At 47.4% G+C, this 16130-nt stretch carries 15 protein-coding genes; 6 read left to right on the top strand and 9 right to left on the bottom strand.

The window, feature by feature from the left end; all coding sequences use genetic code 11:
- Window positions 1-32: 32 nt before the first annotated feature.
- Together lptG and lptF are read right to left on the bottom strand one after the other, a co-directional pair.
- On the bottom strand, window positions 33-1127 hold the full coding sequence (lptG, locus tag NA59_RS07460; protein ID WP_044410398.1) for an LPS export ABC transporter permease LptG: 1095 nt from the start codon (window positions 1125-1127) through the stop codon (window positions 33-35).
- Entirely contained in the window at window positions 1124-2197 is a 1074-nt protein-coding gene (gene lptF, locus NA59_RS07455; protein ID WP_044410396.1) for an LPS export ABC transporter permease LptF, read from the bottom strand. The genes lptG and lptF overlap by 4 nt, the downstream gene beginning before the upstream one ends.
- Window positions 2198-2265: 68 nt before the next feature.
- On the opposite strand from lptF, the gene NA59_RS07450 reads away from it, so the two are divergent.
- The 5 genes from NA59_RS07450 to NA59_RS07430 are packed head-to-tail and all read left to right on the top strand — an operon-like array spanning window position 2266 to window position 7283.
- Entirely contained in the window at window positions 2266-3753 is a 1488-nt protein-coding gene (locus NA59_RS07450; protein WP_044410395.1) for a leucyl aminopeptidase, read from the top strand.
- Between the two features lie 4 nt (window positions 3754-3757).
- Window positions 3758-4180, top strand: coding sequence for a DNA polymerase III subunit chi (locus tag NA59_RS07445; protein WP_044410393.1), 423 nt, complete (start codon window positions 3758-3760; stop codon window positions 4178-4180).
- Window positions 4181-4212: 32 nt separating this feature from the next.
- Window positions 4213-5253 carry a type IV pilus twitching motility protein PilT gene (locus NA59_RS07440; protein ID WP_044410391.1) on the top strand — a complete coding sequence of 347 codons (1041 nt, stop codon included), beginning with the start codon at window positions 4213-4215 and terminating at the stop codon, window positions 5251-5253.
- Window positions 5254-5256: 3 nt separating this feature from the next.
- Window positions 5257-6396, top strand: a complete 1140-nt coding sequence (locus tag NA59_RS07435; RefSeq protein ID WP_198401071.1) for a PilT/PilU family type 4a pilus ATPase — start codon at window positions 5257-5259, stop codon at window positions 6394-6396.
- A gap of 5 nt (window positions 6397-6401) precedes the next feature.
- Window positions 6402-7283: a M14 family zinc carboxypeptidase gene (locus tag NA59_RS07430; protein ID WP_044410388.1), complete on the top strand. Its 882-nt coding sequence runs from the start codon at window positions 6402-6404 to the stop codon at window positions 7281-7283.
- Window positions 7284-7354: 71 nt separating this feature from the next.
- Here NA59_RS07430 and NA59_RS07425 read toward each other — a convergent pair whose 3' ends face one another.
- The 3 genes from NA59_RS07425 to uvrB are packed head-to-tail and all read right to left on the bottom strand — an operon-like array spanning window position 7355 to window position 11393.
- Window positions 7355-8446, bottom strand: coding sequence for a L,D-transpeptidase family protein (locus NA59_RS07425; protein ID WP_044410385.1), 1092 nt, complete (start codon window positions 8444-8446; stop codon window positions 7355-7357).
- Window positions 8436-9332 (bottom strand): nuclear transport factor 2 family protein, encoded by an 897-nt coding sequence (locus NA59_RS07420; RefSeq protein ID WP_044410382.1) that lies wholly within the window; start codon window positions 9330-9332, stop codon window positions 8436-8438. The genes NA59_RS07425 and NA59_RS07420 overlap by 11 nt, the downstream gene beginning before the upstream one ends.
- A gap of 24 nt (window positions 9333-9356) precedes the next feature.
- Window positions 9357-11393 carry an excinuclease ABC subunit UvrB gene (gene uvrB / locus NA59_RS07415; protein ID WP_044410379.1) on the bottom strand — a complete coding sequence of 679 codons (2037 nt, stop codon included), beginning with the start codon at window positions 11391-11393 and terminating at the stop codon, window positions 9357-9359.
- A 151-nt stretch (window positions 11394-11544) separates the two neighbouring features.
- On the opposite strand from uvrB, the gene NA59_RS07410 reads away from it, so the two are divergent.
- The gene (locus tag NA59_RS07410) at window positions 11545-12723 is read left to right on the top strand and encodes a pyridoxal phosphate-dependent aminotransferase (RefSeq protein ID WP_044410377.1); all 1179 of its coding nucleotides are present in this window, start codon (window positions 11545-11547) and stop codon (window positions 12721-12723) included.
- Window position 12724: 1 nt separating this feature from the next.
- On the opposite strand, the gene NA59_RS07405 is transcribed toward NA59_RS07410, so the two are convergent.
- The 4 genes from NA59_RS07405 to NA59_RS07390 form a co-directional block, all read right to left on the bottom strand.
- Window positions 12725-13057 carry a flagellar protein FliT gene (locus NA59_RS07405; RefSeq protein WP_044410375.1) on the bottom strand — a complete coding sequence of 111 codons (333 nt, stop codon included), beginning with the start codon at window positions 13055-13057 and terminating at the stop codon, window positions 12725-12727.
- A 2-nt stretch (window positions 13058-13059) separates the two neighbouring features.
- Complete coding sequence (gene fliS / locus NA59_RS07400; protein WP_232504056.1) at window positions 13060-13494, bottom strand: flagellar export chaperone FliS; 435 nt, start codon at window positions 13492-13494, stop codon at window positions 13060-13062.
- A 33-nt stretch (window positions 13495-13527) separates the two neighbouring features.
- Complete coding sequence (gene fliD, locus NA59_RS07395) at window positions 13528-15531, bottom strand: flagellar filament capping protein FliD (protein WP_044410368.1); 2004 nt, start codon at window positions 15529-15531, stop codon at window positions 13528-13530.
- Window positions 15532-15663: 132 nt separating this feature from the next.
- Window positions 15664-16128 (bottom strand): flagellar protein FlaG, encoded by a 465-nt coding sequence (locus NA59_RS07390; RefSeq protein ID WP_044410364.1) that lies wholly within the window; start codon window positions 16126-16128, stop codon window positions 15664-15666.
- Between the last annotated feature and the right edge of the window lie 2 nt (window positions 16129-16130).

Below are 16130 nucleotides of genomic sequence, written 5' to 3'. Positions count from 1 at the left end.
AGGTGGGCGCGGTTTTCACCCACACGCAACCCTCACCGCAACCGTTTAAACAGCACCACCGCCACAGTTAACAAAATCAACGACGGCAAAAATGCCCCTATCACCGTGGGGAACTGATACACCACACTTAAATTACCCACCAATTGATTTAATAAATAAAACCCAAGCCCAATCACCGTACCGACAAAAATTCGCTGCCCCATACTCACCTGTCGCTGCGAACCAAAAATCAATGGAAACACCAACGCAATCATACCCAGCACCACTAAGGGCGAGGCCAGTTTGCGCCAAAACTCAAGCTCAAAGGGCGCGGACTCCAATCCATTTGCTTTTAAAAAGCCAATATAATGATATAGTTCATCTATCCGCAAATACTTACTATCCAATTGCAAGCGCGCAAGCCCGGCTGAATCCAACGGAAACGCAACCGTCTTGTGTTCATAAACCACCTGATCACGCTGGATACTCGGCCATTGGCCACTCACCTCATCATAAGCAACAAGGCGAATAGACTGTTCGCGCACATCCTTTAGCAACCAGGCCTGGTTAACAAACTGCGCGTCTAGCGCCTGCGTAACACCGGTTACCTGCCCGGCTTCCAAATGATAAATCGTGATACCATGCATAGTATCGGCGGACAGCACCCGCTCCACATGAATTAATTGCGCAGGCGCTTTCATCCAAAAACCATCTCGACTGCCTAACGACAGATCACGCTGCAAGGCCTCCGCGCGTATTTGATTAGCATAACCCTCCGCCTTAGGCGCAAGCCATTCACCGAATGCGGCGCCGATCAACCACAACACGAATGCGGTCTTCATCACCGCCCACAGGATTCGCCCTACTGACCAACCTGTCACCCGAAGCACAGTCAGCTCGGCTTGGTTTGCCAAACCGCCTAAACCAATCAGTGTACCAATTAATAACGCAACCGGTAAAATCTCATAAAAATACACCGGCATTTTTAACAAGGTGTACAAGCCCGCTAGGGTTAAGGTATAGTTTTGATCAACGCGCGCAACCTGATTCATAAACTCGGTAAACGCAAAAATAATGAGCAGCACAAACAACACCAGCAAGGTATAACGCATCAGCACGCGCCCAAGATATCTTTCTATCCGGTTCATCTTCGGTGCCCGCCTGTTAAAAAGCGTTTTATGCTTTTAGGCTTGGCAAACACAAACGCCAAAAACACCAACGGAATCCACCACAAGCCAATCCATAAACTCAGCCTTTCCTTAGACAGCGCATTTTCAGTCGTAGTCAATAATTGGATATAGACCACATACAAAATAATCGCAATAAAAATCTTAGCAAATCGTCCTTGGCGTGGTTTGGTTTTACTCATTTTCAAGGCCAGCAAGCCGAGCACTAAAATACTCAAGGGCAACACAAGCCGCCACTGCAACAATGCTTGATGTGCGGCGATATCACTGCGCCAAAGCTCGGCACTGGAAATTTCCCGATTGCGCAATCGGGATTGGCTCGGCGTTAACTCGGGCAAAAACAAGGCTAAACGCTCAAACTGCTGCACCGTTAAGGCATCGGCTTGCGCTAAACCATCATAGCTGTAGCCTTTTAGTAAAACCAGCGCCAAGCGCCCATCCACCCACTCAAAACGCCCTTGCGGTGCGCTAAATATCGCATGATCGCGTGACTCACCTAAACGAATCCAGACCTCCTGCATATGGCCATTTGCCTCAATATCTCTTGCATACAATACGCCATTATTATTCGGTAAACGATTAAAGCGTCCAGCGACCAAGCCTGCAATCGGCGCATTTACCTGGGCCAGTGAGATAACATGGCGCTCCGTCTGTGCCGCCCAGGGGGTTAACCAGAGGGTAATGAACGCCGTCATCAACGCCCAAGGCACTAAAAACAAGGCTACTTGTTTTTGAAAATAGCCCTCTGGAATGCCGCAACTGCGAAACACCACCATTTCTTGATCTTGATACAAGCGCCCTATCGCCAGCATCACCGCCAACAACACCGCCAAGGGCAAAATCACCTCCAACGCCGCAGGAATTTTAAGCATCAATACCTGAAACACCACATCACCCGGCAGCTTTCCTTCAATCGCCATCGTCAGCACTCTCGTCGTCTCAGTGCCAAAACTCACCAATAACAACACCGCCAACACGGCTAACAGGGTAAATGTTAGCTCTTTATAAAGATATTTATCGAGAATCCGCAAAAATGAATCTACTCACGTTAAAATGTTGTCAAACATTATAAGTGAATCACTTGAGAAGGAAACCAAGAATGAAAAAAATCCAATTCCAATTAAACGCTAAACCAACCTTAACAGACTTCAACACACTTGTGCTGCCCGTCTTCACCCATGGTCAATCAATTAGCGCAGCGGCTGACTTTGGTGTCAACGGCTTAATTGATGCACTCGACAAGCAAGATGACTTCAAAGGCAAAACCGCGCAAACCCTCATGCTGCACCACGTAGCACAACTCGATTGCCCAAGATTATTGCTCGTGGGAATGGGCGATCAGGAAAAATTAACCGAAAAAGGCTATTTGTCCGCGATTCAGGCGATGAGCAAAACCCTTGAAAATTCAGGCGCGACCCAAGTATTAGATACCTGTCACCTCGCCACACCCAAGGGTCAAAACCAAAGTTGGAGCCTCTATCAAAACAGCTTAATTTTACAACGTAGCTTTTATGATTATAGCCATGAAAGCCGTGGCGAACACAAAGCCAAAAACCCACACCTCAACCAGGTCTGCTTTATGGCTGAAGACAATACGGCGCATCAACAGTCTATTGCCCAAGGTCAAGCCAGCGCCATAGGCATGGCATTAACCCAAGATCTAGCCAATATGCCCAGCAATTTTTGCACACCCACTTATCTCGCTGACACGGCCGTAAAGCTTGGCCAGCAAGCGGGCTTTAAGGTCACCCTTCTTGAGCGGGCGCAAATGATTGAAATGGGCATGGGCAGCTTTATGGCCGTCGCACAGGGCACAGATACCCCACCCAAGATGATTTGTATCGAATACCAAGGTGGCGCAGCGGAACAAGCACCGATTGCACTGGTTGGCAAAGGCGTCACCTTTGATACCGGCGGCATCTCACTGAAACCCGGTGCGAGCATGGATGAAATGAAATATGACATGGGGGGCGCCGCTACCGTGATGGGGGTATTTCAAGCCCTTGCTGAGTTAAAGCCAGCGATTAATGTCGTGGGTGTGATTCCCGCGACTGAAAACATGCCATCAGGCAATGCCATTAAACCGGGCGATGTGGTGCGCTCATTATCCGGTCAAACGATTGAAATCCTCAATACCGATGCGGAAGGTCGTTTAATTTTATGTGATGCGCTCACTTACGCTCAACAAACCTACCAACCCGGCCTGGTTGTCGATATTGCGACCTTAACCGGTGCGTGCATTATTGCGCTCGGCCATCATGTATCTGGCGTATTAGGCAATGACCAAGACCTAGTGAATCAACTGCTTGAAGCCGGCAAAACCACTTATGATCGTTGCTGGCAGCTGCCGTTGGGCGAAGAATGGGATGAGCAGCTTAAATCCAACTTTGCCGACATGGCGAACATTGGCGGGCGCGAAGGCGGCACGATTACCGCTGCACAATTTTTAGCTCGGTTCACCAAACAGGTTAAATGGGCACATTTAGATATTGCAGGCACGGCATGGCAATCTGGCGCGAACAAGGGCGCATCCGGCCGCCCTGTACCGATGTTGGTTGAATTCATCATGCAGCAAGTCAACAAATAACCCGATGAACGAACTGGTATTCTATGTCCTCAACGCAAGCGGATTTCGTGAGCGGGAGGCCTTTTTGGTGAAGCTACTGGCAAAAGCCCAACAGCAACAACGCAAAGTGGATGTGCGTTTTGGACAAACCCAAGACGCTCAACGCTTTGACCAAAAACTCTGGTGCGAACCGCCTCATAGTTACATTCCGCATGGCGTAGAACATACACCTGCGGCACCGATTCAATTGTTTGGTGAGCAGATCACAAAGCCCTGCCAGGATGTTTTGATTAATCTACCCCCTGAACTCTATCCAGGGTTTAATCAATACCGCCGTACCATTGAGCTCTTGGACCAGTCCGCAGAACTCATTGAAAAAGGGCGAGAGCGTTGGCGACAATATAAGGCGCAAGGGTTTTCACCGACTGTACATAAAATCGGATTTTAAAACACCGACCCACCTAAGCAAAGAGGCCACTTATGGACATTACCCAGCTACTCGAATTTAGTGCTAAACAAGGTGCATCCGACCTACATCTCTCGGCTGGCATGCCACCCATGCTGCGCACCCAAGGCGATGTAAGACGTATTGAGACCCCAAATCTGGCCGCCGATGCGATTCAAAAAATGGTCTACGACGTGATGGGTGATGTGCAACGCAAACAGTTTGAAGAACATCTTGAGGCCGACTTTTCATTTGAACTGCCGAATGTGGCACGCTTTAGGGTCAACGTATTCCGGCAAAACCGAGGAATTGGCGCGGTATTTCGTACGATTCCAAGTGAAGTGCTGACACTCGAACAACTCAACGCTCCCGACATCTTTAAAGACATATCCATGACACCGCGAGGCATTGTGCTAGTAACAGGGCCAACAGGGTCAGGCAAATCGACGACATTGGCGGCGATGGTAGACTTTATCAACGCAAACCAATACGCCCATATTCTAACCATCGAAGACCCTATCGAATTTGTGCATACCTCTAAACGCAGCCTGATTAACCAACGTGAAGTACATCGCGATACCCACAGCTTTAGCAATGCACTGCGCTCGGCCTTACGTGAAGACCCTGATGTCATACTCGTTGGCGAATTGCGCGACCTTGAAACGATTCGACTGGCCCTCACGGCCGCTGAAACCGGCCACTTGGTATTTGGTACGCTGCACACCAGCTCAGCGGCCAAAACCATTGATCGCATCATCGATGTTTTTCCCGCCGAAGAAAAACAAATGGTGCGTTCAATGCTCTCTGAATCCTTGCGTGCCGTTATTTCTCAAACCCTCCTAAAAAAAATTGGCGGAGGGCGTGTGGCCGCACATGAAATCATGCTGGGTATTCCCTCCATTAAAAACTTGATTCGAGAAGACAAGGTGCCACAAATGTATTCTGTCATTCAAACCTCGAATCAACTAGGTATGAAAACACTCGATCAAGACTTACAACGTCTTGTTCGAGAAGGCTTAGTAGACAAAGAACAAGCCAAGCGCAAAGCGGCCAACAAAAACTTATTTAACGAGTAACCTATGACTGACCCCGTTCGCCAACAAATGGACGCCCTGCTTCAGGCTTTTGTAAGGAAAGAGGGCTCGGATATGTTTATCACCGCTCAAGCCCCGGTTTCAATTAAAGTGGATGGCAAGATGCAAGCCTTAACGCGCGAAAAACTCAGCGCCGACATTTGTGCTCAACTGGTGCTGAGTTTAATGAACCCCCAACAACGCGACGAATTTGCACGCACCCAGGAATGCAACTTTGCCTATCAACTAACGGGGGTCTCACGTTTTCGCATCAACGCCTTTATGCAACAAGGTCAACCAGGCCTGGTTATCCGCGTGATCAATAGCGAGATTCCCGCTGTTGAAAAACTCGGCCTACCTGAACAGTTAAAAGACTTAATCATGGAAAAGCGAGGGTTGATTTTATTTGTTGGCGGCACGGGCTCGGGTAAGTCCACCTCGTTAGCAGGCTTAATCGGTCATCGCAACCAGCACTCCCAAGGCCATATTATCACCATTGAAGACCCGATTGAATTTGTCCACCCCCACCAAGGCTGCATTGTTACCCAACGTGAAGTGGGCGTTGACACGGTCAGTTACGAAGCCGCACTCAAAAACACCCTGCGCCAAGCGCCGGATGTCATCTTGATTGGTGAAATCCGTGAACGTGAGACGATGGAGCACGCGATTGCGTTTGCGGAAACAGGCCACCTCTGCTTATCAACCCTGCATGCCAACAATACCAATCAAGCCCTCGACCGCATTATTAACTTCTTCCCCGAAGAACGTCGTGCGCAATTGTTAATGGATTTATCACTTAACCTTAAGGCCGTCGTATCACAACGCTTGATCCCAAAAATAGGCGGGGGGCGCGTGGCCGCGATTGAGATTTTAATAAACACGCCCCGAATGGCTGACTTAATTTTCAAAGGGCAGGTAGATGAGATGAAAACGCTGATAGCAAAATCCGGTGATCAAGGCATGCAAACCTTTGACCAGGCCTTGTTTGAACTTTATGAACAACAGCTTATCAGCTATGAGGATGCCCTGCGCAATGCCGACTCAGTGAATGATGTACGCTTGCAAATTAAGCTAAACAGTCAACATAAACCAACCGAAGCACAAAGCAAACCCGCTGAACTTAGCCTCGACGCCCTAGAGGAATAAGTATAATGACAAGATCGAATCCATTTATTTTTTTAATGGTCAGCCTAATTATAACACTGTCTTTTACGCGCCTTTATGCCAATGAGCACCTTCATCAACACCCGGCCGTGGCGCAACTGTGTGCGCAATGGAGCGCTAAATTACGGACAACCGAATATGACCCTTGTCTCGCACTAGATTTACAAACATCAGGCCATCAAAGCGTTGAAGGACGCCCCCTGGTTCATCGCGAGTTTTTACCCCCTACACCCATTCGCCCTGAATATCGCGTACTGGCGATTGGCGGCGTCCATGGTGACGAGTTTTCAGCGATCAGCATTAGCTACCTCTGGATGCAAGCGATGCTCAACAATCCAGAAACCGTCAATCATCACTGGCTATTTTTACCGCTTGCGAACCCCGATGGCTTACTGAAGCCGCGTTCAACCCGGGAAAATGCCAATGGTGTCGACCTAAATCGCAACTTCCCCACCCCTGACTGGCAGGAGGCTGCCCACAAATACTGGATCAAACACGCGCGAAGTAACCCAAGACGCTTCCCGGGCGTGGCGGCGGCCAGCGAACCTGAAACCCAGTGGCAAGTGAGCATTATCCAAGCCTTCCAACCTGATGCGATTATCTCGATTCATGCACCTTATGGCTTATTAGATTACGATGGTCCCGAGTTTGCGCGCCCCGACCAAATGGGGCACCTAAAACTCAGACAACTCGGCACTTTTCCCGGCTCGTTAGGACGCTATGCGGGTGAATACCTTAACATACCGGTATTAACCATTGAGCTTGAAGCTGCGCGGCGCTTACCCAGTGAAGCCGATATTATGCAAATATGGCAAGATATGAATGACTGGATTGAAGGCAAATTGATTGTCGATGAACGGGACTTTTAGCATTAAGCGCCATCGACTTCAGCCGAGTGGCTTTCGTCCGACCCGCGCTTGAGCATTGATAAATATCTGGGTTAAGACAACCGGGTGAGTATCTTTTTCGGATCAAGGGTTTCTAGCACCAAATGCCAACCGCCATCATAACCACGACGCCAATATTGATGAACTAAATAATCCGGTTTATCCAACGATGGAAAAGTTGCATAATACAAGCCATCTTCATTAGGATAACGGTACACGCTGACTTGCTGCCAATTGAAAGGCGCCCCCTTTTCAACTAACCACGCATTAATTTCAGTTAACACCTCGATTTTTTCCGCTTCATACAACTGAATATCACTCTCTTGGTTAACAATTAATACCGGCGTCGCCAACCCTATATTAAAATGGGTCACAAGTGATGACATCTCGTCATTATTAAGCACCACACAGCCTTGGCTAGACATAGGCGGCCGGCTGAAGGTGTTGCTAGGCGTACCATGCAACCAAATACCATGCCCGGTTCGCCCCAAGGCCTTATCCCATACATTCGGATAATTTAAAGGCAACGCACCAAACCCGTACAAGTCAGCTAAACGATGGCCGGGTACCCAATCGGTGATATGATAAACACCTATTGGCGTTTTACGATCGCCCTCGCGCTCTTTGCCCGCCCCCGCTGTGCCCATCGAAATATAATAGTTTGCTAATAAATTCAGTTGACCCGCTTGGTTTTGATACACATAAAGGCGGCTTTTAGCGAGATTGACCACAATCAGATAAGGCTGTTCCCCCACTTTAAGTACCGCGCTTTGCAACAAGGTTTCCGCTAACCCTTCATCCGTATGCGCATATTGCCAACGCACCTGCGCTTCTTCACGTAAACGCCCTGTGGTGATAGGGTAAAGCGATTGCACCTGATCCAGCAACGCAAAATTACCCGCGCGTATCGCCAATAAATCAGCGCGCATCATTTGTGCCAAGTGGTAATCAGGGTGACGCGTAGCAAGATCTGAGACAATATTTAACGCCTCATTCAAATCAAAGCTCTCCAAACGCTGTAATGCTTCAACCACGAGCGTTTCCGCTTGCTTGGTCGGCGCTGATAGTAGCGCCGTTGAGTGCGCCATACTGGGAAGTGATACGCTGCAAAACAATGCCGCTAGTCCAAATACATTAAATTTCATTTATCACCGTCTCTTGAATAATTTTCCACTCACTCGCTTGCGACTTAAGCAACAGCACTTTGACCACCTCATCCTGAAAGCGATCCGAGCGATAACGCTGGGTAAACTGCACACGCACCGTTTCAGCATCAATCGGTAAAAGCTGGAGATCCGTTATAAACACCTCAATAAATCTCGGCGCACTTAAGCTACGTGCCCGCGCACTTCGCCAGGCGGCCAGGCTCTGGTTATTGGCGGGCACAAAATCCGCATGATACGCCGCCAGGTACGCCTGCACATTTTTAGCGGACCAAGCCGCACGCCAAGCCTCTAATGCACGCAACACTTCGGGTTGCCCATCAAAATCTGACTCCATAATCGTCACAACAGAGTTGGATTCGGTTAAGGCTAACATTTCACCCACCGGCGTTTTAGCCTCAACGCGCCGAAACACACTGCTGTAGGCCTTCTGCGCTTGGTAGCTATAAATTTTATTGAGATTTTCTAGCGCTTTGGAAATTTCGCGATCCGCATGTAACGACTGCTCTAGCGTGGCTTGTGCCTGATCAAACAAGCCTTGCTGCATTTGCAATACCGCTAGATTATTGCCTAAAATCAATTGTTCGGGATAACGCAAATGTAACGCCTGCCAAATTTCAAGCGCATCGCTAGGCTGTTGCTTTTGCAACGCCAACCATCCTTCCAAATAGGTTTTTTGATAATCCGACAAATCCTCCGCCGTCAGCAACATCGACGCCGCTTGTGTAAACTGTTTTTGCCCAATCAGCGTTTGAATCACCGTTAGCGCCTCATCGGCCTGTGCATTTGCGCCCCAAGCCAATGCGCCAACCAACCAACCACAACACAAAATTCGTTTTATTTTCGCACTTTTTTTCAATTCACTCATACCCTGATTCCTTTAACGGGTATTCTACCTTAAATCACCTACGCCTACCATGCTAGCCTTCAACTGTTTTAATTTATCACGCAATTGTGCAGCCTCCTCAAAATCAAGTGACTTCGCCGCCGCATACATGGCTTTTTCAGTTTGTTTAATCAACCTTGCCACCTCAGCGGGTTTCATTTTAGCCAACGCCAGCGCACTATACTCCCCCTCCTCCTCGGCCGCCTTCAACACCGCTCCCTGGCGACTTGGTTTAGACGCATAGGGCGAATGCTCAAGAATATCGGTCACTTTTTTATTGAGCGCCGTTGGCGTGATGCCATGTTGCAAATTAAACTCAATTTGTTTTTGTCGACGCCGTTCAGACTCCCCAATCGCCGATTCCATCGACTTGGTACGCTTATCCGCATACAAAATCGCGCGCCCTTCGGTATTACGCGCCGCCCGGCCAATCGTTTGAATCAACGAACGTTCAGAGCGTAAAAACCCCTCCTTATCCGCATCTAAAATCGCCACCAACGCCACCTCAGGAATATCCAAGCCCTCTCGAAGCAAATTGATTCCGACCAACACATCAAACTCGCCCTGTCGCAAATCTCGAATAATTTCAATCCGCTCAACCGTATCAATATCGGAATGCAAATAACGCACGCGCACATGATGATCTTCCAAATAATCCGTCAAGTCCTCCGCCATTCGCTTGGTGAGCGTAGTCACCAGAACGCGCTGCTGCTTCGCAACACACAACCTTATCTCACCCAACAGATCATCCACCTGTGTTGAAGCTGGGCGCACCTCCAGCAAGGGATCAAGCAAACCGGTTGGACGCACCACCTGCTCAACCACCTTCGAACTGTGTTGCTTTTCATACAACGCCGGCGTAGCCGACACGAAAATCGTTTGTGGCATAAGCCCTTCAAATTCTTCAAACTTCATGGGCCGATTATCCATCGCCGAAGGCAAACGGAAACCATAGTTGACCAAGTTTTCTTTGCGTGAGCGATCACCTTTATACATCCCGCCAATTTGCGGAATCGTCACATGACTCTCATCAATCACCATCAGCGCATTCTTGGGTAAATAATCAATCAGCGTAGGCGGCGCCTCGCCCGCTTCTCGACCCGATAGATAGCGTGAATAGTTTTCAATGCCTTGGCAATACCCCAACTCCATCATCATCTCTAAATCCAATCGCGTACGTTCTTCTAAGCGCTGCGCCTCGACCAGCTTATTCAAACGGCGTAACACATCAAGGCGGGACTTAAGTTCAACCTTCACGTTTTCAATTGTTTCAATCACTCTTTCGCGCGGTGTTACATAATGCGATTTAGGATAAACACTCACACGCGTTACCTTTGTCATGATTTCACCGGTTAGCGGATCAAACCAGCTTAAACCCTCTACCTCGTCATCAAACAGCTCAATACGCACCGCATACTGTTCCGCCTCCGCAGGATACACATCAATTACATCACCGCGCACCCTAAACGTACCGCGATACATTTCAAAATCATTACGGTTATACTGCATCGTCACCAAACGTGTCAACACATCACGCTGGGTTATCTTGTCGCCTAAACGTAACTGCAACATCATGCTTAAATATTGATCCGGATCTCCCAAACCGTAAATCGCTGACACTGTTGCAATTAAAATAACATCCTCACGCTCCATCAGCGCCTTGGTCGCCGAAAGCCGCAATTGCTCAATCTGCTCATTAACAGAAGAGTCCTTCGCGATGTAAGTATCGGACGCAGGCACATACGCCTCTGGCTGATAATAATCATAATAAGACACAAAATACTCCACCGCATTGTGCGGAAAAAACCCCTTCATCTCCCCGTATAACTGCGCGGCAAGGGTTTTATTGTGCGCCATAATAATCGTTGGCCGCTGCACTGTTTTGATGACATTTGCAATCGTATAGGTTTTACCTGACCCCGTTACACCCAGTAAGGTTTGAAAGGCCTCACCATCTTGTAACCCTTCAACCAGGCCTGCAATCGCCGCAGGCTGATCGCCAGCGGGTTGGTATTGCGACACCATTTCAAATGCTTTTGCCATAATCTTGCCTATTTTTCCTTGTTATGTCATCAAATTCTGTTTAAAAAACACCCAAATACAGTAAAATGAGAGTCTTTATTTACTATTATTATTTAACCCTGCTTATAGCGACCTTTGTAAAGGCGCTATTATACTAACCTGAGAGAGAGAAATGGCCTTGCTTTCCGATCGCGTTAACCGTGTCAAACCTTCCTTAACCCTTGTGATCTCTGCAAAAGCAGGGGAACTCAAGCGCGCTGGCAAAGATATTATTAGTTTGGGGGCGGGTGAACCCGACTTTGATACACCCGAACACATCAAAACCGCAGGCATTGAAGCGATTGAACAAGGACAAACACGCTACACAGCCGTGGACGGCACGACCGAGCTCAAACAAGCCATCCAAGCTAAGTTTAAACGTGACAATCGCCTTGATTATGAATTAAATGAAATTTTAGTATCTAGCGGCGGCAAACAAAGTTTTTACAATCTATGCCAAGCGGTGCTTAACGATGGCGATGAAGTCATTATCCCCGCCCCCTACTGGGTATCCTATCCCGACATGGCTCTGCTAGCCGGCGGTGCGCCTATTGTTATCGAAACAGGAATAGAACAAAACTTTAAAATCACGGCACCACAACTGCGTGATGCCATTACCCCTAAAACGCGCATGGTCGTAATTAACAGCCCTTCCAACCCAACGGGCGCGATTTACACAGCCGAAGAGTTAAAAGTGCTAGCCGATATACTGCTAGAGCATCCAAACATTCTCATCGCTTCCGATGACATGTATGAACATATTATCCTGGGCGATAAGCCATTTGTTAATATACTTGAAGTGTGCCCTGGCTTAAAAGATCGAACGCTGGTATTGAATGGTGTATCAAAAGCCTACTCAATGACAGGCTGGCGTATAGGCTATGCGGGCGGCCCAGCCAACTACATTAAGGCGATGAAAACCGTGCAGTCTCAAAGCACCTCCAACCCCTGCTCGATTTCACAAGCCGCATCGGTGGCCGCCTTAAACGGTTCGCAAGACTGCATCCAAACCATGTTAAACGCATTTAAACAGCGCCATGATTTTGTCGTTCAACGCGTGAACCAGATCCCTGGGTTTAAATGTTTGCCTGCGGACGGCGCCTTCTATATGTTTATCAATGTGGCTGAAGCGATGAAAATCAAAGGCTTTAAATGCGACGCCGATTTTGCGAGTGCGATTTTAGAACAGGTAGATGTGGCAGCTGTACCGGGTTCCGGCTTTGGTGCTGAAGGTTATTTACGCATCTCATTTGCCACCAGCATGGAACTGCTAGAGGAAGCATTGAGTCGTATTGATCGCTTTATGCGCTAATTTAACGCGTTCGCGCATTTTCGACATTTAAATAGGAGTGCATCGCTTTATTTGTGCGCTCCTCAACATTCATCAAGGCTTGAACATCTCTTTGCGCCTTTTTCACCAACGCTTGCACCTGATCTTGTTGCGCCAATAACTGCGTGGCTAACCCTTGTTTTTGATCATCAACCAGGCCTGGTTGCTCAAAATGGGCTTTCACTGCTTGTGCAAACTGCTTTTCTAACAATGACAGCTGATCCCAGTCTGCGTGCTTAGCCGCGTTTAACATTTGAGCAGACAAAGTAAGCAACATTAAATCGCCTTGATAGGATGTATACCCAACAGCCGACATGACTATTGCCCAGCCGTCTGACGCATTGAACCTAACTGGCTTTGCGATAAGCTCTGAAACTCCGCAGGCATTTGTGCCCAAGCCTCATTAAGATCTTTTAACAAGCCTTCAACTTCTTCAAATTTCGCTATATCGTTTTTAGCAGATGCTTGAAAACTCAACCGAATCATATAGTCGTACAAAGCATAAAGATTCGCCGCGACCTCGCCACCTGCCTGAAGATCTAGCCCGCCGCGCAAACCATACAACACCCCTATCAGCTTACTGACAAACTCAGACTTCTTCTCCATGTCCTTACGCTGAATAAACACCTTAATCACCGCAACATTTTTCAATCCCGCCTCATACAATAATTTAACCAACTTATAAGGCGTCGCTTCAGAAACCGCCGTTTCAACATAATTATTGGCATAGGCCTGAGCAAATTTATTTTTCATATTAGGGTACATTTCTCACTCCGAAGGATTTAATTAGCGTTCTCTTGGACGATTATAAGTCGCATCTAAAAAGCTACGCGTTTGGTCCATACCTGATAGTATCGACTGTAAAGTCGAAAACTGTAGTCTGTACTTCATTTCCAACTTCTCATACCGCAAATCAATTTTCTCGCGGCGCTCCTCTAAACGCTCATTGCGTAATTCTAAACTTTCTAGACGCTGTGACACTAAACCGTCTTTGGTCCCTATGTTATTATTAATCGTTTCATATAAACGACTCGCGAAGCCTTGGGTAAAATTGATTGGAGATCTTGCGTCTGTTGGGCCGCCGAGGACTTCAAATTCAAGGCCACGCACTTCAGCAGGGTTACCGCCTGCAAATGCAAAATCAGACACCTTTACTTTTCTTCCATCCTGTTGATCGGCATAAGCACCTATGTTTAATGTACTACCGTCACTCATCGTTAAAGTACCATCAACGTTTTGACCAGCATCCGTTAAATCCGCCACTAAACCCGCTTCAGCCATATTGGTAAAACCGGTTAACTCAATCAACGAGTTGCCACCGAAACGTTCAGAGGTAAAAGTCAGCTTATTACCATCCTCAATACCCACCGAAACACGTGCGCCCGATGAAGCGGCTGACGAGTTATTTATTGCTGTTTGCATTAACTGCGACAGCTGTGTCATTGAGTAGGTGCCACCAGCGAGGGTGATAGTAACGCTATCGCCTTGATCTAATTTAATAGAGAAGTTCGCTACTCCCGGTAAGTTAATGTTATCCGGATTTGTAGCCGCACCACCAACCACGCTAGCGCGTTCAGCCAACTGACTTATATTGATGTCATAGCTGCCAGCTTGGGTTTGATCGCTACTGCCCAACACGTTAATGAACGGATCAGCCGAATAGCCACCTTTAGCAAACAAACGTGAAACGCTATCAATATCACCATTCAGCGCCGTGGTTAAACGATCCTCATCCAACGACATTTCGCCTTTTAAGTCCATCGTAATACCCACATCAGCCAAACTCTGATAGGCACCACTTAAACCTGCTACGGCCCCTGTCAAAGACTCCCGAATTTGACTTCGTAGCTCACGCACTAGACTACTGCCCGCCAACAAACCAGTAAACTCATTCTCCGGCTTTTCACGGTCTTCAGCCGACAGCTTATCATACGAGCTGATATCCTTAAAAATGTCACGAAGCTGGTTATAAACAAAAACAAAATCCTTTACCGCTTCCATCGCGCCTTCAGTGTCACGACTTACCGTAATCGACTGATTCACATTTGGCTGCGCCGACTTTAACTGCAAACTCAAACCAGGCAATAACTCATCAAACGTATTAGTTGCGTTTGTAATGGGTAAACCATTAAACGTAATTTCAGCATCCTGCGCTTGTGATGTAATTTGAAAATCAGTAGGATCATCAAAACCCGCAATACCAGACAAGGTGAACGCATTCGCCGCACCGGTATTTTTAGCGCTAAACATCATTTGATACTCGCCACCCACATTAACCACTGAAGCACTAATGCCAAAATCACCGCTATTGATGGTATCTCGCAAACCCGATAAACTGGCATTCGATGAATCGACTTCAATAAGACGGGGTTGACCTGCAATATTCAAAGTTAATGTACCTTGTGGAATCGCGCTATTCAGCGAGGCAAACTTCTGCTCAGCAACAATAGTATGTGATGTGGCCAATTGCTCAGAGGTAAAATTATAGGTACCTGGAACGGGAGAACCCGAGATGGACACCCCCATTACGGACTCATTAGATGAACTAGCACTAAACTTTTTAAATAAGTCATTCGTTGCTAAATCTTTTGTGTAGGAGTTAAACGCTTCGAGATTAGCCTTTAAATAAGTAAGCCCAGAACTCTCTTGCAGAATACGTTTTTCAGCACGATCAATAATCGAACGAGGCCCTGCCACGTCAGCCTCTGCTAAAATTTTGGCCATGTTACCCGCATCAATACCACCGCTGCCTAAGCGATTGACAAGTGCACTACCGATTTCGTTTGACATGATTCTCTCCTGGCCTAGCGATATTTTTTATTTTCTAAAAGTATATCGGCTCAAAACTTAAATACTTAAGCCGCATTAAAAAAAAAGCGACACCTTGTCGCTTTATTCCGCAAACCCATCAATAAAAAGCGCTTAAGCGACCTCGCTCGCCAACAAGCCCAATGGCGATGCCGTGTTATTTTGCATAGTCGTCGCGGATATACCCTCAAGATAATCGGTTATTTTCTTAGACATATCCAAATAAGAATCTGAGGGTACCTGCCTAATCACCTCTGCCGTTTGACTATCCTTAATCAACAAGATCGGACGATTTGAATCCTTGTCCAACTCAAACATTAATGTTGTTCCCTGCGCACGAAAAGCTTGATTCGCTTTTTCTACCAACCCGACAATAGAGGCCTGCTCAGCAGCCTCAACAGATAGCGTATCAGTTTCAGCACGCACATTGGATGGACTTAGAGCTCTAATATCTGCGGAGCGAAAAGAAGAAAAGTCCCCTTTAAACGAAGGCATAGCTTCATCCGATGGGGACTGATTTTGATTATGAGATCGGATATTATTTAAGCTTGCCAAGCTTGAAATAGACGTTGTTTCCATTG

This window comes from Thiomicrospira microaerophila (assembly GCF_000934765.1).
Lineage (GTDB): Bacteria > Pseudomonadota > Gammaproteobacteria > Thiomicrospirales > Thiomicrospiraceae > Thiomicrospira > Thiomicrospira microaerophila.
This window is presented reverse-complemented; position numbering and strand designations above follow the sequence as displayed.